General features: G+C 33.8%; 21 protein-coding genes and 1 pseudogene. 21 read left to right on the top strand and 1 reads right to left on the bottom strand.

Features of this window, described 5'->3' with window-relative positions:
• Nucleotides 1-164 precede the first annotated feature (164 nt).
• From AC1DIT_RS05050 to AC1DIT_RS05035, 4 genes are all read left to right on the top strand, one after another.
• Nucleotides 165-509: a DUF2185 domain-containing protein gene (locus tag AC1DIT_RS05050; RefSeq protein WP_016115388.1), complete on the top strand. Its 345-nt coding sequence runs from the start codon at nucleotides 165-167 to the stop codon at nucleotides 507-509.
• 261 nt (nucleotides 510-770) lie between these two features.
• Nucleotides 771-1,646, top strand: a complete 876-nt coding sequence (locus AC1DIT_RS05045; RefSeq protein WP_016115387.1) for a DnaD domain-containing protein — start codon at nucleotides 771-773, stop codon at nucleotides 1,644-1,646.
• A 467-nt stretch (nucleotides 1,647-2,113) separates the two neighbouring features.
• Nucleotides 2,114-2,902 carry an Imm47 family immunity protein gene (imm47, locus tag AC1DIT_RS05040; protein ID WP_476998085.1) on the top strand — a complete coding sequence of 263 codons (789 nt, stop codon included), beginning with the start codon at nucleotides 2,114-2,116 and terminating at the stop codon, nucleotides 2,900-2,902.
• 180 nt (nucleotides 2,903-3,082) lie between these two features.
• Complete coding sequence (locus tag AC1DIT_RS05035) at nucleotides 3,083-3,451, top strand: hypothetical protein (RefSeq protein WP_016115385.1); 369 nt, start codon at nucleotides 3,083-3,085, stop codon at nucleotides 3,449-3,451.
• A gap of 299 nt (nucleotides 3,452-3,750) precedes the next feature.
• Here AC1DIT_RS05035 and AC1DIT_RS05030 read toward each other — a convergent pair whose 3' ends face one another.
• Nucleotides 3,751-4,020 carry a hypothetical protein gene (locus tag AC1DIT_RS05030; RefSeq protein ID WP_033671322.1) on the bottom strand — a complete coding sequence of 90 codons (270 nt, stop codon included), beginning with the start codon at nucleotides 4,018-4,020 and terminating at the stop codon, nucleotides 3,751-3,753.
• A 578-nt stretch (nucleotides 4,021-4,598) separates the two neighbouring features.
• On the opposite strand from AC1DIT_RS05030, the gene AC1DIT_RS05025 reads away from it, so the two are divergent.
• The 17 genes and pseudogenes from AC1DIT_RS05025 to AC1DIT_RS04945 all read left to right on the top strand — a co-directional run bounded on the left by AC1DIT_RS05025 (nucleotide 4,599) and on the right by AC1DIT_RS04945 (nucleotide 18,180).
• On the top strand, nucleotides 4,599-5,054 hold the full coding sequence (locus AC1DIT_RS05025; RefSeq protein ID WP_033671321.1) for an SMI1/KNR4 family protein: 456 nt from the start codon (nucleotides 4,599-4,601) through the stop codon (nucleotides 5,052-5,054).
• Nucleotides 5,055-5,248: 194 nt separating this feature from the next.
• Nucleotides 5,249-6,919 (top strand): IS200/IS605 family accessory protein TnpB-related protein, encoded by a 1,671-nt coding sequence (locus AC1DIT_RS05020; protein WP_016133066.1) that lies wholly within the window; start codon nucleotides 5,249-5,251, stop codon nucleotides 6,917-6,919.
• A 465-nt stretch (nucleotides 6,920-7,384) separates the two neighbouring features.
• A pseudogene (gene imm47, locus AC1DIT_RS05015) lies at nucleotides 7,385-7,825 on the top strand (Imm47 family immunity protein); the annotation flags it as partial.
• Nucleotides 7,826-7,999: 174 nt separating this feature from the next.
• Nucleotides 8,000-8,503 carry an SMI1/KNR4 family protein gene (locus tag AC1DIT_RS05010; RefSeq protein ID WP_016115380.1) on the top strand — a complete coding sequence of 168 codons (504 nt, stop codon included), beginning with the start codon at nucleotides 8,000-8,002 and terminating at the stop codon, nucleotides 8,501-8,503.
• A gap of 72 nt (nucleotides 8,504-8,575) precedes the next feature.
• A complete protein-coding gene (locus tag AC1DIT_RS05005) occupies nucleotides 8,576-9,058 on the top strand; it encodes a hypothetical protein (protein ID WP_016133065.1) in 483 nt (160 codons plus the stop codon).
• Between the two features lie 93 nt (nucleotides 9,059-9,151).
• On the top strand, nucleotides 9,152-9,646 hold the full coding sequence (locus tag AC1DIT_RS05000) for a hypothetical protein (protein WP_016115378.1): 495 nt from the start codon (nucleotides 9,152-9,154) through the stop codon (nucleotides 9,644-9,646).
• A 539-nt stretch (nucleotides 9,647-10,185) separates the two neighbouring features.
• Nucleotides 10,186-12,756, top strand: coding sequence for a type I pullulanase (pulA, locus tag AC1DIT_RS04995; protein WP_476998084.1), 2,571 nt, complete (start codon nucleotides 10,186-10,188; stop codon nucleotides 12,754-12,756).
• 245 nt (nucleotides 12,757-13,001) lie between these two features.
• Nucleotides 13,002-13,367 (top strand): hypothetical protein, encoded by a 366-nt coding sequence (locus tag AC1DIT_RS04990; RefSeq protein ID WP_016115376.1) that lies wholly within the window; start codon nucleotides 13,002-13,004, stop codon nucleotides 13,365-13,367.
• Between the two features lie 139 nt (nucleotides 13,368-13,506).
• Nucleotides 13,507-13,863, top strand: a complete 357-nt coding sequence (locus tag AC1DIT_RS04985) for an Imm3 family immunity protein (RefSeq protein WP_016115375.1) — start codon at nucleotides 13,507-13,509, stop codon at nucleotides 13,861-13,863.
• A 108-nt stretch (nucleotides 13,864-13,971) separates the two neighbouring features.
• A complete protein-coding gene (locus AC1DIT_RS04980; protein WP_016115374.1) occupies nucleotides 13,972-14,328 on the top strand; it encodes a hypothetical protein in 357 nt (118 codons plus the stop codon).
• A gap of 44 nt (nucleotides 14,329-14,372) precedes the next feature.
• Complete coding sequence (locus AC1DIT_RS04975; protein WP_335357094.1) at nucleotides 14,373-14,921, top strand: SUKH-4 family immunity protein; 549 nt, start codon at nucleotides 14,373-14,375, stop codon at nucleotides 14,919-14,921.
• Nucleotides 14,922-14,990: 69 nt separating this feature from the next.
• Nucleotides 14,991-15,542 (top strand): SUKH-4 family immunity protein, encoded by a 552-nt coding sequence (locus tag AC1DIT_RS04970; RefSeq protein WP_016133062.1) that lies wholly within the window; start codon nucleotides 14,991-14,993, stop codon nucleotides 15,540-15,542.
• A 204-nt stretch (nucleotides 15,543-15,746) separates the two neighbouring features.
• Nucleotides 15,747-16,139 carry an immunity 50 family protein gene (locus AC1DIT_RS04965; RefSeq protein ID WP_016133061.1) on the top strand — a complete coding sequence of 131 codons (393 nt, stop codon included), beginning with the start codon at nucleotides 15,747-15,749 and terminating at the stop codon, nucleotides 16,137-16,139.
• 70 nt (nucleotides 16,140-16,209) lie between these two features.
• Nucleotides 16,210-16,557, top strand: coding sequence for a hypothetical protein (locus tag AC1DIT_RS04960; protein WP_016133060.1), 348 nt, complete (start codon nucleotides 16,210-16,212; stop codon nucleotides 16,555-16,557).
• Between the two features lie 84 nt (nucleotides 16,558-16,641).
• A complete protein-coding gene (locus AC1DIT_RS04955) occupies nucleotides 16,642-17,037 on the top strand; it encodes an immunity 22 family protein (protein ID WP_033671320.1) in 396 nt (131 codons plus the stop codon).
• Nucleotides 17,038-17,118: 81 nt separating this feature from the next.
• A complete protein-coding gene (gene tnpA / locus AC1DIT_RS04950) occupies nucleotides 17,119-17,274 on the top strand; it encodes an IS66 family insertion sequence element accessory protein TnpA (protein WP_416076135.1) in 156 nt (51 codons plus the stop codon).
• Nucleotides 17,275-17,337: 63 nt separating this feature from the next.
• Nucleotides 17,338-18,180, top strand: a complete 843-nt coding sequence (locus AC1DIT_RS04945) for an SDR family oxidoreductase (RefSeq protein WP_016133058.1) — start codon at nucleotides 17,338-17,340, stop codon at nucleotides 18,178-18,180.
• Nucleotides 18,181-18,234 lie beyond the last annotated feature (54 nt).

Below are 18,234 nucleotides of genomic sequence, written 5' to 3'. Positions count from 1 at the left end.
AACATTTGTGATTTCAATTATGAGATGAATCAGTTTCGGACAAGGCGTGTCTTTTGACACGTCAATTGTTCGATATATACAAAATTTGTAATTAGAAAACATAGGTATTTGGTACAAATATTTATTCAAATACGTTAGTAATTACAATATTAAGGAGTTTGAAAATGAAAATAAATAATAGTGAGTATGGTGGTTTTGTCGTTTCAAAAAATATTTTGGCTGGAAAACCAGTTAGATATTCATTTAGAGAAGAAAGTTCTATCCCGCAATTAAATGGATGGAATTTGTATTCTATAGATGATACCGATGAATATGTGAATCATGCGGAAAATTTTATCATCTTAAACGCGGAATCTATTTTTAAAATTGCTCCTGCAATGTTTGAGATTTTTGAAGCTCCTTATGGAACGGATCTATGCTGGTTATATGAAGAAGGAGTTCATATTGGATTTTATGATTTAGTCGCCGATAAAGAAGTGACAATTAATGAAGTTATAAAACAAAATTAATTTTTTCATACAGTACTATTTTATAAGTTTTTCAGCAGATGGCAATAAAAGAAGCCCCTTATAAACCCCTACCAAGTAATAAATCATTAAATAAACAAAAGAAAAAACAACTACAAGAACTACTACAAAAAAATAAAAAAGTAACATTCTAGTACTAGTAAAAATTATAAAATAAATCCACCAAATTTCTGCCTGCAATCCTATATATATGAAGGAGTAACCAATTCTATATTTACCACTAAAAGGGCAGGAGGAAAAAACATGGGAGTATACCGGAGTGTACAAGTGAATTTTTGGCAAGATGAGTTTGTGCTTGATTTAACGCCAGAAGAGCGATATTTTTATATGTATTTACTGACATGTTCGAAGACGAGGCAATGCGGGATTTATCCACTGCCGTTACGTTTGGTAGAGATGGAAACGGGGTATAATCGTGAAACGGTTGAGAAGTTGTTGCAGCGGTTTATTGCGTATGGAAAGATATTGTATGATGCGACAACGAAGGAGTTATATGTTCTAAATTGGTTACGCTATAACCCTGTTACGAATACGAACATAGAAAAGTGTGTGTTACGTGAGTTGAAAACTGTGAAAAATAAAGAGTTTGTACATATGTTTCTTCGAAGATGCCTCGAGGAAGAGTTGAATATTCCGTTATTGCTAGAGCATTTCGGAATGCCTGTTGAAACATCTGATGTAATTCCACAAGAAGTTTTTCAAGGTTATGAAGCGGATGAGGAAGTAGTAGTAGAGGAAGAAGTAGAAGTGAACCCAGGTAGCAGTGTATTCACATTTTATGAACAAAACTTTGGTAGTTTGTCATCTTATGCAGTGGAGGAATTAAGTGAATGGATTGCGGATTTGTCTGAGGCACTTGTACTAAAAGCACTTCAGATTGCCTATGAAAATAATAAGCGGACGCTTGCTTATGTGAAGGGGATTTTACGAGATTGGCATGGGAAGGGATATACAAAGCTCAGTGAAATAGAGGAAGCAGCAGCGAAGTTTCGAAAGAAGGAGCCGTCTATTCTTTATGAAACGGAGAAGTTTTTGGAGGAATGTGAAGAGTGGAAGAAGAATGTACCATCTGAGGAAGAGTTACAGAAGTTCTTGCGGGAAGAAGGGTGGCAGCCGTGAGTGTTCAATATGTTGAGGCAAAGCAAATAGTATTAGAATCTTTGTTTTTTTATGATGAACCCTGTTTGACCAAGCTACATTTTTCTACGGCTGTACGTCAAGCTATATTCAAGTTAATACGAAAAATAAAGGAAGACGGGCAGTAGCTTGATCTTGTCACACTTGTTTCAAAAATGGAGTCCCCGATTTTTCACCAACAGCAAAAGCACCATTGGATCAAGACCCTATAAAGGACCTAGCTAAACGAATAAAAAAGTTATAGATCAATTAAGAAGTGTGGAGATTGATTACATAGCTAGCTGATTATATAAAAGTTCGAAAGCTCATGAAGGTTTTACCATCATGGAGTTTTGTTTTTATATTAGGATAGTGTGATAAGAACGATAAATAAGTGAGAAAAAATTTTACTGGGTGACAAAGTAACAGAGAGAAAAGGCCTGAGAGAATAATTACAAAGGAGAAGGATTATGAATTTGGAAAATATGGTAAGAGATATTTGGTATGGTGATATTCCAAATGATAGAATCGAAAATCTTAAATCTAAGCTAAAAGATGTTACAACTGAGAAAGAAAGCTTTCTCTTAATTAATAAATTGCTAAAATTAGGTGATTTCTCTGTAAAGGGATTACTCATACAACTTATGAATAGTACGCAAGATGAAGTGATTCTTAATTTATGTACAAGACTTTTTTGCTCAATCGCTAYTCATGATGACTTATTAGACACAAATAACTTGAAATTCCTTTCAAATGCTTCAGAGGATGGTGTTCATACTTTTGTGGCAAGTGCTGGTGAAACTCTTTCATATAATGTAGTACCATACCTTCTAACTTTGTTAGAAGAATGGGAAGATACTTTTATTGAGAAATCAATCAGAAATACACTTGCATTAATGCTAGGAATTAATGATGACTATTATGAACGATCAATAGAAGAATTAGGAGAAATATATTTTGAGCTCGTTAAAAATAGTGATGCCACCAAATATTACTATCATAACGATTTGGCATTTCCTGGAGACTTGGTAAAGAAATTAATCCCGAGAGTAATGATTTCTTTAAGAGATAAAAAAACATTTGATATGGTTACAATTCCATCTATTTTATCTATTTGGAGTGGGGTTAAATGTCCCGTACAATATGGTGCAATAATAACTGATGAAAAATACAGAGGGTTAATGTTATATATTGATTCTTTAACAAAAAAAGAATGGAAGATTGGTGAAAAATATTTTTATGAACATTTAGTTGTGTGAATATACATGGTATGAATTTATTGAAACTTAAATGAAGCATGAGGTGAATGAATTGTTTACAAAAGATACATACATTAGCTCGATAAAAGAAAATCTTCAAAAAATTCAGAAAGGTCGATTCATAATATAAGAGAAATTCTTAATTTTAATTATTACTGTAAAATAGAGTTAATAGATTTTATGATTTTTATCGGATCATTTGACCTTTCTATCATGATGTTTTCTATGAATAGAGAAGCAAGTGAGGTTTTTTACGAAGGAAACGATAGGAGTGTTTTTGCAGGAAGTCATGAATTACTCGAACGTATATCATACTATAACCTTTCTTATGATAAATCAGACGAGTTCTGGGAGTTTTATGAAGAAAACGATGAGATCATATCGGAAGATGAGGAAAAAATCCTTGTGGAATGGTTTGTTGATTGCTGGAATAAAGCAAATGGAGGAAGTATAAAATTACCTGCCTATTGTGGTTTTCATGATGCTAATCAATCATTTGACTTACAGAAAAATATATGGGTTTCTGATGAGGAAAAGTGGTGGGATTAACAGTTTCATTTGCTTGCATTGTAATTGAAAGCCTAAAATGAAATGGAAAATTTAGTGTATTTAAAAAGATTAAGAAAGAATTTGGACGTTTAGGTGAAGTTAATGTAATAGAATTGATTTTGTTGCTGATAGTAAGTGAACAACTGAGGTTGGCTATGTGGATTAATTTCTTCGCATTTACTGTTCGACTATACAGATGAAAATGATAAGGCTTGTGTTGTGGGGAGACGAGATAAGAACATGAAGTAGAGCATTTAAAATCAATGCTCTACTTCTGTTACCTTTTAACAGCCCTTTTTCTAATTACTTGGAGCAGCATTATTGAATAATTTAAATACTAAAATTAAAAATAGATTTGCTAATGCTATACCGCATAAAAAGAGAGCGGACATGAATTCACCTATTCCATTATTATATAAAAACAAGGAATAGAAGAAAACCGCTAAAATTACTGAAACAGCAGCTGGAATGAATTTGAAGATTGATTTTAGATGTGACTTTTTAGAAAGAAAAACAGTAGCTAACAATGTTACCGGGAAGAAAAAATACAATATTATCTGTATTATCATCATATTCACCTCCTTTCTAATAGCAAATATCTCAATATGATTTTACCGTATTTATACATAATTGTAATTTGATAACACGCCCTATTTTATTAATGAAACTATGGAGAAAAATTTTGATATTATATATAAATCCTTTCTAAAAAGACCTTAAGTACCCTTCCCTTAGCGTCATAATCCAATCTAATCAGTCGTATGTTAACATAAAAATCAAACATAATTTTTTTGAAATAAATCATTTATATTCGGAATTTTAGGGGTAGAAGGCTTAGTTACAGGGGGCTGCTCTAATATACTTGTTCCATCATCGATTCAGTATTAAATTTAGTTTTTCAATCAACATATATCAAATGATTAATAAATAGCATGCAATAATAACAGCAATCCAAAAGGGAATCACGATTAATAATCCATTCACGCAGCCTTTAAAAAAATCTAGATTACATGGGTATTCTAAATTGTAATTAGTAATTTATTTGTTTTTTGTTGTATATTTCATGTCTATATTCCTTTCTGTTCAAAAAAAGACATACCTTAAGTAGATACTACTGAAAGGTATGTCCTTTTCGAATACATATAAGATGAATAAGATAGTATGGAAGTATACATATAATCAAATTAGTACAGATGATGTAAAAGAAATTTTAAAAGGTACCGGTTTTGATTTTCCGTTAGATTATATAGAATGCGTTGCGATGAATAATGGAGGACATGTCGAGCAAATGCTATTTGATGTTGAGGGGATTGAGAGAGTTTTTGGTTCGCTTTTATCTTTTAATCATGAGAGTGAGGAGTTTATCTTAGAAACTAATAATGAATATAAAGATACTTTTCCTAGTGAACTATTTCCAATTGGAATTGATCCAGGGGGGAATTTAATCTGTTTTGATTATAAGAATCATGAAGAAAATCCGATTGTTGTTTTTTGGGAACATGAAGGTGCATGGGAAAAAGAAGCGTTGATGGAGAGCGAAGGGATTACTGCAGAACAAGCGGAGGAAGCTGCGCGAGAAAATGTATTCTACATAGCGGCATGATTTACTGAATTTCTAAAGAAATTATACTAAGGTGAGTAATATCAATTTAACCGAGAAGACCCTCTCCTCTAAACGAAGCGTAGGTGGGGGATGAATCGGTTTTTTCTTTTTAAAGAAAATGTTTCTTTTTTTGTAGAACGTACGTTTCGTTTTGTTGTATAATTGTCTTAGCAAACAAAATGGGGTGAGAACAGGTGAAGAAAGCGTTTTTTTCGAAACGGATCTATAAGACAGATTTGCCGCATGAAATGGTAGATACATTGACAGAGAGAATCGAAACATTCAATCGGGCGAAACGCTTTGCGTTTCAAACAATTGTCCGAGAAAAACGTTGGAATCGTAAGCTGCATACAGATAGTCTTCATCTCGTTCTCAAGCGGAACTATCAATTGAATGATTACTACGCAAACAGCGCGGTACAAGAAGCAAAATCTTTGTTTACAGGTTTAATGGAGTTACAAAAAATATATGAGAAACAAACACAAGAGAAACTGGGGAAACTTAAGAAAAAGTTGAAACAAGAACGGACAAATCTGACAAACTTTCGCAAAATCAAACAAAGTTGTGTGAAAGGAAAGTTGAAGTTTCCGAAAAACACTCGCTTTGCGAAGCACAACAATATCATCTCCTTGTCTCGTAAAGAGGACACATTGATTTGGCTAAATGAATATCTGTTTGAGCACCAGTACTTAGATATTCAAATCAAAAGGATTCAGACGAAAGTGGGCCTTTTGACCCACCGGCAATATCGTTTAACGCAGAAACTTGCATCATACAAAACGCATATTCCGAGTGCGGTGTTTGGAAGTGAAAAACTATTTCGGTCTCAATTTACAATCGATGAGTTTGTGTGTAACCATGACAAATGGAAAACATTCTTTTCCCGTGCTCGAAATAAACAACTCATTCTATCTGGCCGTAAAGATGCCAAACATGGGAATTTTGTGTTTCAGTATGTGATGGAGAAACAAGAATTATGGATGACGACAAGTACAGGGAAAACACTTATGTTTCCGGCTGTTATATTCCCGTATGGACAAGAAATCATTGAAGGAGTAATTACAAACCAATTACAGTGTAAAAATAAGAAAAAACAAGGTAAACCGATTGCGTGGTCTGTGGAAGACTATGGTTCGTATTATATTTTGAAATGTTTAGTCGATGTACCGGAAAATCCAAACACGAATTATAGTAAAGCAGATGGTGTTATTGGTGTAGATTGCAATCTCGAGCATTTTACGTGGGCAAATGTAACAAAGGATGGAAATTATAAAGGAAGTGGTTCCCTCCATTTTTCGATTCTAGGTAAATCCACCGGACAAATCACAAAGATCATCGAAGTGGAAGCCATTCGCTTAGTTGACTTAGCGGAGCGGTATAATAAGCCAATTGTCATCGAGAATTTAGATACCACACAATCAAAGACAGGTGATCGATACGGAAATAAGCGAGCAAATCGAATGAAGAGTATGTTCGCTTATGAGAAGATGACAAGTGCGATTCTCAGGCGTGCAGATAAAAGGGATGTGGCTGTCTTTCAAGTCAATCCTGCTTACACTTCGATTTCAGGTAAGATGAAATATATGCGGAAATTCGGTATCTCTATTCATCAATCTGCGGCTTTTACGATTGGTCGCCGTGGGCTGGGGTATACAGAAAAAGTGCCACAGGTACTTCAGCCTTATATTCCCAAGAAAGACGCCCATCACTGGAGCCATTGGCATCAATTAAACAATCGATTGGCTATTCGCACACACCATTTCTATCAGCTATACGATGTGGATCAGCCGAAAGAGGCCTTACAGATCGAGCGATTAGACGTATTTGAAAGTGAAAAGAAAAAGCTAACAAAATTGTTTGCATAAAGAAAAAAGAATACCTTGTCCCAGTCTCTTACACTTGTTACCAGAGTAGATAACAAGTCTAGGAACTGGATGCATGACAAAGTGTTCTACACCTCGATATAAGAAAAAAGTAGCTGTACCTGTTTTGCTTTCCACGGAAGATAGAATAGGTCGTCTTACATAAGGACACTACGGAACTTCTATATCGTTGTATCCTCTTTGTTGAACGAGAGGAAGTGTTTTGAAATAGTAGAATCCCCCGCCTCAAGCTCGTGTAGAGGTAGGTGGGGGTAGTTCAATGTATAGCTAATCGAATAGAAATAGGTCGTGGAACAGCACTTAGTGGCATTGAAAGTATCGATAAGTCTTTTGTTCAAAAATACAATAAAAGTGTGGTTTACTTTACTGAGCCGTTCGCTTTTCCAGAGGAATACGGCTATGTACTTACTGGAAATGCAGAAAAGGATGGGAAAGTTTTGCTGGTATTTTTTATTAGTGTTACTTGAAGAGTGGGATGAAATCACAGATACTTCGATGATCATAAGGGATTCCATTGATTTTTATATAAATTATCAAGATATCATTGGAGAAGAAGCAAGTGTAGACGAGATTGGTGAATTTTATCTTAATCACACAAAAAACTGTGATATGGAAAAGTATTATTGCTATCAGAGCCCAGCATTTCCTGGGGATTTAACAAAGAAACTATTTGAAAGAGTCATAAGAGCAGCAAATCATGAAGAACCATTAAAAATGGAGTTGATACCATCCTTATTATCAATTTGGACAGGAGAGAAAGTACCTGCTGATTATCATACGATAATTCGTAATGATAACTATAAAGATTTTGTAACCTATATAGATGCTATCTCGGAAAGAAGTTGGGAAAGAGGGCAAAAATATTTTTATGGATTTAAATTATCATAGTGGTTGAAATGATGGAATTCCTGTTTTTTATATTTTTTGGAAACATTAGGATAAGAGCAAAGGGGATATAGATGGATATGGCAGTATCATTAAGTTACAGGTGAAATGTAATTAATTCAAACGTAAATAGTGTTAACTATTTAAAAGAAATAAATTATAGGGGGCAACAATTAGATGACCGAAATTAAATGGGAGTATATAGATAACAAGATTACCGTTGAAGAAGTACTCAGCGTAATGAAGGAAATAAATTACGATATACCGAAGGATTATGCAGTTTGTGTTGCGGAAAATAATGGTGGTGTTGCAAAGCCAAGTCTATTTGATGTTGAAGGTGTAGAAAGAGTTTTTGGTTCGTTGCTTTCATATGATAAAAATGATGTGGAATTTATTTTAAAGGTTTACGATAATTATAAGGATACTTTACCTAAAGAACTTTTGCCGATAGGATTCGATCCAGCAGGAAACTTAATTTGTTTTGATTATAAAAATCATGAAGAGAATCCAATAGTCGTTTTTTGGGAGCATGAAGGTGCATGGGAAAAAGAAGAACTGACGGAGAGTGAAGGAATGACAGCAGAAGAGGCAGAGGAAGTGGCGAGGGAAAATGTATTTTATGTAGCTCAATCATTTACCGAATTTCTAAATAAATTATATGCTGATGAAGATGATGAATAAATTAGAGAAAGAAAAGAGTAATATGTGTAATGAAAAATATAATATTGAAATGAGATGGGTGGAACAATAAGTATGGCTATAGAAATGAAGCCAGAAATTAAAAAGGTTTTAGAAAAAATAAATTTTATTGATAGATATCAAGCGATGTCTAATCGATTTCGAGGGAATTCTAACGATTTAGATGATAGATTAGGAAGTTACAACATTCAAAAAGTGATAGAAGTACTGAAACATTTTGGATACGAGGAAACATTTGATTATAAAGAGAGATTTTTTAAAGTAGGAGTAGTTGATCATTCACCGCAATATATGATTTGGTTTAATATTAGTTTAGAACATGGAATGACAGAATTCATTTGGGTTGCTTATTATAATGGCGAAGTTCGATTAGGGAGTCCTTGGAGTATTTATCCGAGATTATTAATAAATCCAAGTATGAGAATAAAAATGCCTATTTTCCGTAGTTACGAAGAATTAGAAGAAATATTAAAAGAAGCTTTTGTACTCTATGAAGAGTTTAAGTGGGAGTTAATATCATTATATGAAAAAGAATAGGTAATGATTTTTGAAAACAGTTTTCGAGCGTTTCGTTTACGAATGGTTTCAATGAGGTGTAATTAAGCATCAAGAAAGGTGGTTTAATAAGGAATGAACGGTGAGGAATACAATGACTGGGTACAAGAGGTAGTTGATTTCTCAAAGGATTTTCAGTTTTCCTCTTTAACTAAAAAACTTTTGAATAAAATTTATATCATTACCGATATGCGACAAGCGGAATTTCTCGCTTATGAGGAAGTATATGGTGAGGATGAATACACGTGGACAGATATAAGGGAGCTAGAAAAAAGTAAAGTTCTAGGAGTATATTATAGGTTATCAGAAAGTGAAAGACCAAAGGAATTACATAATATGTTAGAGGTTATTGACGATCATGTAAGGCAGAGTTCAGTTAGAATGGATGGATTTTTCAATGATGTTGTAGCTGACCTCAATAATTGTTCTTTTAGCCGTGCTATCAATGGAAAAAATAACGACTTCTTTGAAACTATGTTTGAAATCTATAAAGCAGGTGGCTTTCCTTGTGGCTGGGATGGTGAGTACCCTGGTGATGGAAGAATTATCGCTTATTTTGAAAAGAGATAGTTAATACAAGCGAGTTATAAAGAAAGAGGATTCAACACATGAATCTTGTAAAATAAAGTAATCCCAAACTCCTCTAAACACGTGGATGTATTTAGGGGAGTTTTTATTATATGTTGACGCTGAGATAAAGTTTCAAAGTCAAAATATATCCATGCTTATTATCTTCAATGGGTTACAACTTTACATGTTAACAATATATACATAGGGTAAAAACAGAAAATTAATAATATATTGACCTCTTTATGGTTCATGCTATAAAATTGAAAGCGGTAACAAACGTTTTCTTTAGAATGTTTTCCATGATCTTTTGATATTTAGAGATATAATAAGGAATAAGTAAGTCTTTTTTTTGATATTTAATGCAAACGTTTTCGTTGATTTCTTATTCCTTTCTACCTTTAATTTTTCTATTAAAAGATCATTGAAATACATAAGTAAAACATTCAATACGGAGGTGTTATAAAAGCGATTTCTAGATTAACTTATGCAGTGTTACTCATAATGAATAGTTCGTAATATTTTAAGAAAGGGTGAATGGAGTGTATATTACAAAAAAATTAATAAACAAGACGTTTTTATTACTTACTGTAATTGCTATGCTATTATCTGGTTTTTCTTTTCAGAGTGTACAAGCAGAATCAAATACGAAAACAACTGAAATTATCGTTCATTATAAGGAGAAGTCTGGAAATACAAAAGACTGGAGTCTTTGGATGTGGACTGAAAATGCGAGTGGCAGGTCCTATGAATTTACTGGGGAAGATGAGTTTGGTAAGTATGCTAAGGTAAAGATTGATGGTAACTATAATCGTGTAGGATTTATAGTTCGTACGAATGAATGGGAAAAAGATGGTGGTGATCGTTGGATTGAAAATATTAAGGATGGCCGTGCTGAAGTATGGGTTCTTTCTGGCGATGATAAAGTATACGATTCTAAACCTTCTTCTGAACTTTCTATTCAGAAGGCCACTATTGATAGTTTCAATGAAATCACTATAACTACCAATGCTCCATTCAATATTAAGGAGCAAAAAATTGAAATTGAGGGCGTTAACATTGAGAAAGTTAGTCCTTATGATACAAATAATGGAGATATTACCAATAAGGTCAAAATCATTACAGAAAAGAATCTTGATTTTAAAAAAACATACAAAATCAAAATGGGAAATTCCATTGAAGCTAATACTGAAATTGGTAAAGTAATTCGTAGCGAGGAATTTGATCATTTATTTTATTATGATGGTAATGATTTAGGTAATATATATACGCCACAGGAAACCAAGTTTCGTTTGTGGGCTCCCACTGCGAGCGAGGCAAAATTGGTTACTTATAAAAAATGGAATGATGAAAAAGGTACTGAAATAAGCATGGATCAAGGTGAAAAAGGAACTTGGACTGCAAAACTTACAGGTAATCAAAAAGGCCTTTTTTATACATATAAGGTGAAGATTGGGGACAAATGGATTGAGGCCGTTGATCCATATGTGCGTGCTGCTTCTGTGAATGGTGATAAAGGTGCAGTCGTTRATTTAAAAGAAACAAATCCGAAAAAWTGGAAAGSGAACAAAAAGCCGAAATTTAAAAATCCGGAAGATGCTATTATTTATGARTTGCAWGTACGYGATCTTTCCATYCAACCTGAAAGTGGTATTAAAAATAAAGGAAAATATCTTGGTGTAACAGAAAAAGGAACGAGAGGACCAGAAGGTGTAAAAACAGGTCTTGATCATATTAAAGATCTAGGTGTTACTCATGTCCAGTTTTTACCGATATTTGATTATGCTTCAGTCAATGAAGAAAATCTAAATGAACCGCAATATAACTGGGGATATGATCCGAAAAATTATAATGTACCAGAAGGCTCGTATTCTACTAATCCTTATGAGCCGACTGTTCGAATTACTGAATTAAAGCAGATGATTCAAACACTACATGATAATAATCTTCGTGTTGTGATGGACGTTGTATATAATCATATGTACAATGCAGCTGAGTCTAATTTCCACAAGTTAGTTCCAGGTTATTATTATCGTTACAATGAGGATGGTTCACTTGCAAATGGAACTGGAGTAGGGAATGATACGGCTTCTGAACGAAAGATGATGAGGAAATTTATGATAGATTCCGTCGTGTATTGGGCAAAAGAATATAATTTAGATGGATTCCGTTTTGACTTGATGGGTATTCATGATGTCGAAACAATGAATGCGATACGTAAAGCCGTTAATCAAATTGATCCTTCTATTATCCTTCATGGAGAAGGATGGGATTTAAATACTCCTCTTGCGCCTGAGTTGAAAGCAAATCAAAAAAATGCGGAGAAAATGAAAGGAATCGCTCATTTTAATGACGATATTCGTGATGGATTGAAAGGCAGTGTATTTGGGGATAAGGATAATGGTTTTGTGAACGGAAAACAAAACATGGAAGAACGTATTAAAAAAGGAATTACGGCTGGTATTGACTATGATAGAAAAGTGTATACTTATCAGGATCCTGAGCAGGTTCTGACATATGTTGAAGCACATGACAACCATACATTATGGGATAAGCTTGAGTTGACTAATCCTGGCGACAGTGAAGAAGTACGTAAACAAATGCATAAGTTGTCTGCTTCCATCATATTGACATCGCAAGGGGTTCCATTCTTGCATGCAGGGCAAGAGTTCATGCGTACAAAATATGGTGACCATAATAGCTACAAATCTCCTGATTCTATTAACCAGATGGATTGGGTGCGCCGTGCAGCATTTGATAAAGAAGTAGATTATATGAAAGGTTTAATAGAGTTACGTAACAATTATTCAGCTTTTCGTATGACAACTGCAGAACAAATTAAAAAGCATCTAGCGTTCATTGATGCGCCAAAAAATGTTGTAGCTTATACAATAGATGGTAAAGCAAATGGTAATAAAAACGAATATTTTGTTGTAGCTCACAATGCGAATAGAGAAGCTGTGGAAATAACTCTTCCATCAAAAGGTCCTTGGAAAGTGCTAGTAGATGGTGAACGTGCAGGAAGTAAAGTGCTTTATGTTTTCCATGATAATAAGATTAAGGTTCCTGCATTAAGTTCATTTGTTTTAAAAACAGAGAAACCAATCAAATAAGAATAGATGATGTAAAAGGAAATCTTGTTTGAAAAATCCACTAACCATATCGGGAGTGCAACAGGTTCCTTGCTATAAACTATAAAGTAAAAGATAGAAATACTCATCTTCCTATTAATAAATTAATTCCCAAATATGATAATATATATATTATGGAAAAAAGATGGCAGAATTGTAGAAAATATACTAGATTGAAAAGTGAGAAGTTTAGTATTAGACGAACAAAAGTTTAAGGGGAGTTTAAAATGAGTATAAAAGTAATAAGGGCAACAGGAATGATGGGCGGAGCTACAAGAGTGGCTTTAAAGGTAGATAATGAGGTTATAATGAAATTAGAAAATAATGAAGAGTACACGCTCCCTTCTGATGTAAAAGAAGCGAAGTTAAAAGCAAATCAATTATTTTTTGGAAGTAAAGAAAAGCAAGTGAAAAGTGGCGATATAGTCGAAATTAAGATTAATAGTATAGCCATGCTATTGTATATGGTATCGTTAATAGCAGTATTATTTGGTTCAAAGATTGATCCTAATGTTATTTGGTTTGGTGTAATCGGCTCTTTGGTATCGCTTGTCTATTCAATAAATAATTGGTTCACATTAGAAGTTAAATAATAGGAAACAGCAGAGATTTTAAAAACTCTGCTGTTTTTTACATCATAATTGTTTGAATTGTGTTGCGTAGTCTAATAACTAGTGAGTATCTATGTCTAAACAACTACTTCAAAATTAACACCTAATGGAGGGATTTGAAATGGAAGACTGGGAATACAATGAATTGTTTGAAGCTATTAATGAAGCCTATAATGATTTTTTAGCTTTAAATAGAGGATATAAATATGCAATAGCAAGGGCTGCTAATGAATATATAAATCTAGGGAAAATAGAAGACGTTATTGCTGATACAGCTGTAGGTGAAATACTGTTAACTCATGACAAAGTTTTTATTGGATACATTGAAGGTATAACAAAGAGATTAAGCAAGTTTAATCCACTAGACGCAGTGGGGGAATTAACGCAAGAAGAAATAAGAGATTTATCTAATAGAATACATAAAGTATTGGAAGGTCTTGAAGAAGTGGAGATTGATTATAATCCTTCAGCAGAATAACAAGATCTATTCTCTTTCGTGCTCAAGAGGAAGTATTTGAAGGTAAACGGGTAGGAGAGAAGCTTTATCTTTGTTTTGCTCAAAATAAATGAGAAAGCGGGAATTTGAGTGGAGAGCTATTTTATTAAGATAGATGGGTTTGAATATCCAGAAGCATATAGAAAAGCAATTGAATTACACTTAGTGGATTTTGATTTATGGTATATGATGGAATCAGCACAAGCAACTAGACGCTTTCTTGATTTGAAAGAAAGGTATCCAAATAGAAAATTAGTTCCTTTTGCTAGAAGAGATGATAATGATGATATTGCCTGCTTTGAATTTGGAAAAGGACAAAAGGTTCAAGTGATTCATGACTTCGCTAGGGAAGGGTTTGAACAGAGGAAGGAATTCGGTGATTTTTGGGAGTGGCTTGAATTCACGATTAAGGAAATGATTATTTTTAATCGAATGGAAGAGGAGTAATATTGCTAGACGAAAAGCTTGTATGGGAGGAAAGGTTTAAATTGATGAACCCCAATGAATTTCTAAAAAGATGGAACCAAAAAGTATATCCACTTGTTCATTATGAAGAAGATAAACTCAAAAATTTAGATATCCCTGTGGCATGTAAATATTTTTTATTAAAATCTGGATTACCTGAATCTGCAGCTCCATTTTTAAATTTTGAATCAACAAAAAATGGAAGCTTATTAACCTTAAAGGAAAAATATAATGTAGATGCAAGTTATGAGAGGAATACATATTTAGGGTTTACAGGTGAAGGAAATATTTTATCCATGAAAGTTCCTTCAGGGATGGTCGTATGTATAGATCATGAAAAAATGGAAGAAGTATATGTAAATCAATCCATCCCACAATTAGCAGAATGCATGTTGGAATATAGTGAGTTTATAAAGAGAATAAAAGAAGTGAATGGTAGACATGCATATTTGAATAGAGAATATAAGAAGGAAGATTTAGAAGTTATGATAGAAAAATTCATTGAAATTGATAAGGATTGTCTAAATCATAATACTTTTTGGAATGAAGAAATAAATCCTTTTCATAAAGATTAGAACTTATAAAGATGAAGAGGAATATGTAGGAGTAAATGATGAGAATGAAAAAAGGAAAGAGGTATTTAGATGATTTCACCTAAAGAATTTTGTGATAAATGGAATGAAAAAAGAGACGGGCCAGTGAACAAATTAGATCGAGATATGTTACAGCACACAAATTTATCTAGTGATACAAGAAGGTTTTTAAGCGAAGTCGGTCTTCCGGCATCGGCTGCTCCATTTATAGAGTTTGATAACGCAACTGAACCGATGCAGAATGTAAACCAAAAATTTGGCATGCCAATAGATTACCAATCTTATTGGTTTATAGGAACAACTGGTTCTGGCGATCCTCTTTGTATTGATGAGAGAACAAATAAGGTAGTCTATTTACATCACGACAACAACTATGAAGAAATCTTCATTAATTCTTCCATCCATCAATTTGCAGAAAGCCTTCTATTATTTTCTAAGTTAATTGATGAAGCGATTCACATAAATGGTGAATTTGCTTTTTTAGATAATGAAATTCCAGAATCAGTGCGTATCTGGTTTGAAAATGAAGTAAGGCGTATTGATCCTAAGGCTGTGGAAAAGAATACGTTTTGGTTTGAGGAGCTTGAAAACCTTACTGAATGACAGAGTGTATTTTATCATTTTAACCGAGAAGACCCTCTCCTCTAAACGAAGCGTAGGTGGGGGTAGTTCAATGATGATGTACTTTATTTTTATGGCACCTATTGGGCTTGCATAAATGATGATTCTCTATATGTTTTTCTCTGGATTTTCAGATGAAGCCCTGTTATTTTGAAAAGAAAATCAAAGAAAGTAAGGCATATAAAAATGATTAATCAACTTAAAATCTTAAATCCTCAAGCACTTATAAGTATTTTTGGAATGATATCAGAGTTTGAACAATCAGAGTTATTAGATGTTCAGCTTAGAAGAGATGGTCCGACCTTAGTTATCCGACTCATGACAAAGGAACCTGTTGAAAATAAACCGAAGCGATGGAATAAATGGGATGTAATTTATATAGAAATTTCATTCTTTTGTATTCAAGATTTAATAATCAAAGATATAGGAACAGACAATATAATTCATCAATTTGAAATAAATGCTATTGAAGAAGAAGGGCAATTAAAAATTAAGTGTAGAAATCAGATGCAAGTTGAATGCTTATTTGGTTGGGCAAAAATAGAGAAAATAACCCCTGGTTTAATAGGACTACACTGACCTAGTTTTAGTAGCTAATTTTAAGAACACCTACTTTTTATAAAATGTAACATTTGAGGAGGGCCGCTGCGTGGCTATATATTCTGTCATTCTTGAATCAAGTATTAAAAGTCGCTTATTAATGAAAATAAAAAACTATACAAATTGCTCTTTATCTGAAATTCAATCCAACATAAAAAATAAATATCCGGTAATGGCTGTTAACCGTCGGAATTCAGAAGAAATGGAGAAAATGAAGAATTTAATTGAAGAACTGTCTTCAAATAAGCTTCAATTTAGGCTTTTTAAGCAAGCTAATGAGGAGATTAGAGAGGTAACAGTTGCAATGTTTACAAATGGTATGGAAACTTCCAGGAAGATTGCAAAACAAAGGGAGCGTTTGGATGCATTATTAATAGAAGAGGACGATGACGAATAGATGAGTGATCTAGCAATGGGTGAGGAGAATTCAAAATAAAACTACCCCTAATAAACGAGTAAGAATGAATAAAGGAGGGTTAATATCGAAAATCCAGGCGTAATCTCTCTATGGCTAGGGAATATCAAGAGTAAAGAAATGCTGCAAAAGTATGTGGAAATAAAGTTCGATGAACAGGGAGATAGAATCCCATCACAATTCATGAGAGATTTCCAAATTGATTTTATCGATTACAATGAAGACCTATTGGAAATCACATTTATTGATATTTCAACTACATCTTTACAGTTGTTATTAGAAGGCGCATCTTATTATGAAAAGATTATATCTCAATTCACAGATTATTATGGGGAACGTATGTTAGAGAGTTATAATGCAGTGATCAGAGTGTATGATTTTGAATATAGCGAAGCGAATGCTGTTGAAAATAGAAATATAGTTTTTGCTGGTGCAGTTGTTTATGAAGAGTGGGAAGAATAATGTTGGTGAATGTATTTTATGATCAAAGTATACTGCGATTATAATGTGATGAAAAGTTGAATGACAAGTTACAAGAGGTGACTGAAAGGTGCTTATATTCAAGACTATAAAAACAGTGGGTTATCAAAAGCTACTTGGTGTCAAAAACAGCACCTACCGGTTCATCGGCTATATTACTGGTTGAAAAAATTCTCACCTCGAAAACAACACCTTCATTTCCTCTATTTAATTTTTTGAAAAGGATATATTTTCCTGAATATCATAATACATTATAGAAAAATGCCGAGAGGGGTGTATGTGATGGGTTTCCCGCCTCAACAACAAAGTAAACCTGGCATTGAATCATTAATGATACCCAGACCTATATTTGATAACCCCAATTACAAACCAGCCGGTAAGCTTATAAATAAGGTAGCGCTTATAACTGGTGGGGACAGTGGGATTGGGAGAGCTGTCGCTGTAGCCTTCGCGAAAGAGGGTGCAGATATAGCAATCTCATACCTAAATGAGCACAGCGATGCCAAAGAAACGGAGTTCTATGTCAAAAAGTACGGCCGTAGTTGCATTACCATTCCAGGTGATATTGGGTATGAGCAGCATTGCCAACAAGCAGTAATGCAAACAATTCACCAATTTGGCCGTATTGACATTTTGGTGAATAATGCCGGTGTACTATACATAAGGAACAGTCTACTTGATGTAGATTCGAACCAACGAGCAAGTACCTTTCACACAAATGTTTTTTCTCAGTTTATTTTTACGAAAGCTGCTTTGCCATACATGAATTCAGGGAGCTCCATAATAAATACAACATCCCTTAGTGCCTATCATGGAGATCAAGATGCAATTGACTACTCGGCATCTAAAGGGGCTATTGTTTCATTTACACGTTCGCTGTCATTGTCACTGGCATCGCAAGGGATTCGAGTTAATGGTGTGGCCCCAGGACCAATTTGGACTCCATTAATTCCATCTTCCTTACCTTCAGAATGGCTTGCCACATTTGGAGACCATGTTCCTATGAAGCGAGCCGGTCAACCGTTTGAAGTGGCACCTGCTTATGTATTCTTGGCCTCCGATGATGCATCTTACATATCAGGGCAAATTCTGCACGTGAATGGTGGGGAAATTGTAAACGGCTAAATACTTACAAAATTAATATTAATTGTTATTATTCAAACTGGGTATTTCCCTTTT

It is taken from the genome of Bacillus sp. 05T22 (assembly GCF_056396765.1).
Note: the sequence above shows the minus strand (reverse complement) of the source record. Positions and strands in the feature narration are given on the sequence as shown.

Excerpts from the sequence above, each read along its gene's own strand:
- AC1DIT_RS05050 (WP_016115388.1), top strand. The coding sequence starts at position 165 with ATGAAAATAAATAATAGTGAGTATGGTGGTTTTGTCGTTTCAAAAAAT.
- AC1DIT_RS05045 (WP_016115387.1), top strand. The coding sequence starts at position 771 with ATGGGAGTATACCGGAGTGTACAAGTGAATTTTTGGCAAGATGAGTTT.
- AC1DIT_RS05035 (WP_016115385.1), top strand. The coding sequence starts at position 3,083 with ATGATTTTTATCGGATCATTTGACCTTTCTATCATGATGTTTTCTATG.
- AC1DIT_RS05030 (WP_033671322.1), bottom strand. The coding sequence starts at position 4,020 with ATGATAATACAGATAATATTGTATTTTTTCTTCCCGGTAACATTGTTA.
- AC1DIT_RS05025 (WP_033671321.1), top strand. The coding sequence starts at position 4,599 with ATGAATAAGATAGTATGGAAGTATACATATAATCAAATTAGTACAGAT.
- AC1DIT_RS05010 (WP_016115380.1), top strand. The coding sequence starts at position 8,000 with ATGACCGAAATTAAATGGGAGTATATAGATAACAAGATTACCGTTGAA.
- AC1DIT_RS05005 (WP_016133065.1), top strand. The coding sequence starts at position 8,576 with ATGGCTATAGAAATGAAGCCAGAAATTAAAAAGGTTTTAGAAAAAATA.
- AC1DIT_RS05000 (WP_016115378.1), top strand. The coding sequence starts at position 9,152 with ATGAACGGTGAGGAATACAATGACTGGGTACAAGAGGTAGTTGATTTC.
- AC1DIT_RS04990 (WP_016115376.1), top strand. The coding sequence starts at position 13,002 with ATGAGTATAAAAGTAATAAGGGCAACAGGAATGATGGGCGGAGCTACA.
- AC1DIT_RS04985 (WP_016115375.1), top strand. The coding sequence starts at position 13,507 with ATGGAAGACTGGGAATACAATGAATTGTTTGAAGCTATTAATGAAGCC.
- AC1DIT_RS04975 (WP_335357094.1), top strand. The coding sequence starts at position 14,373 with ATGAACCCCAATGAATTTCTAAAAAGATGGAACCAAAAAGTATATCCA.
- AC1DIT_RS04970 (WP_016133062.1), top strand. The coding sequence starts at position 14,991 with ATGATTTCACCTAAAGAATTTTGTGATAAATGGAATGAAAAAAGAGAC.
- AC1DIT_RS04965 (WP_016133061.1), top strand. The coding sequence starts at position 15,747 with ATGATTAATCAACTTAAAATCTTAAATCCTCAAGCACTTATAAGTATT.
- AC1DIT_RS04945 (WP_016133058.1), top strand. The coding sequence starts at position 17,338 with ATGGGTTTCCCGCCTCAACAACAAAGTAAACCTGGCATTGAATCATTA.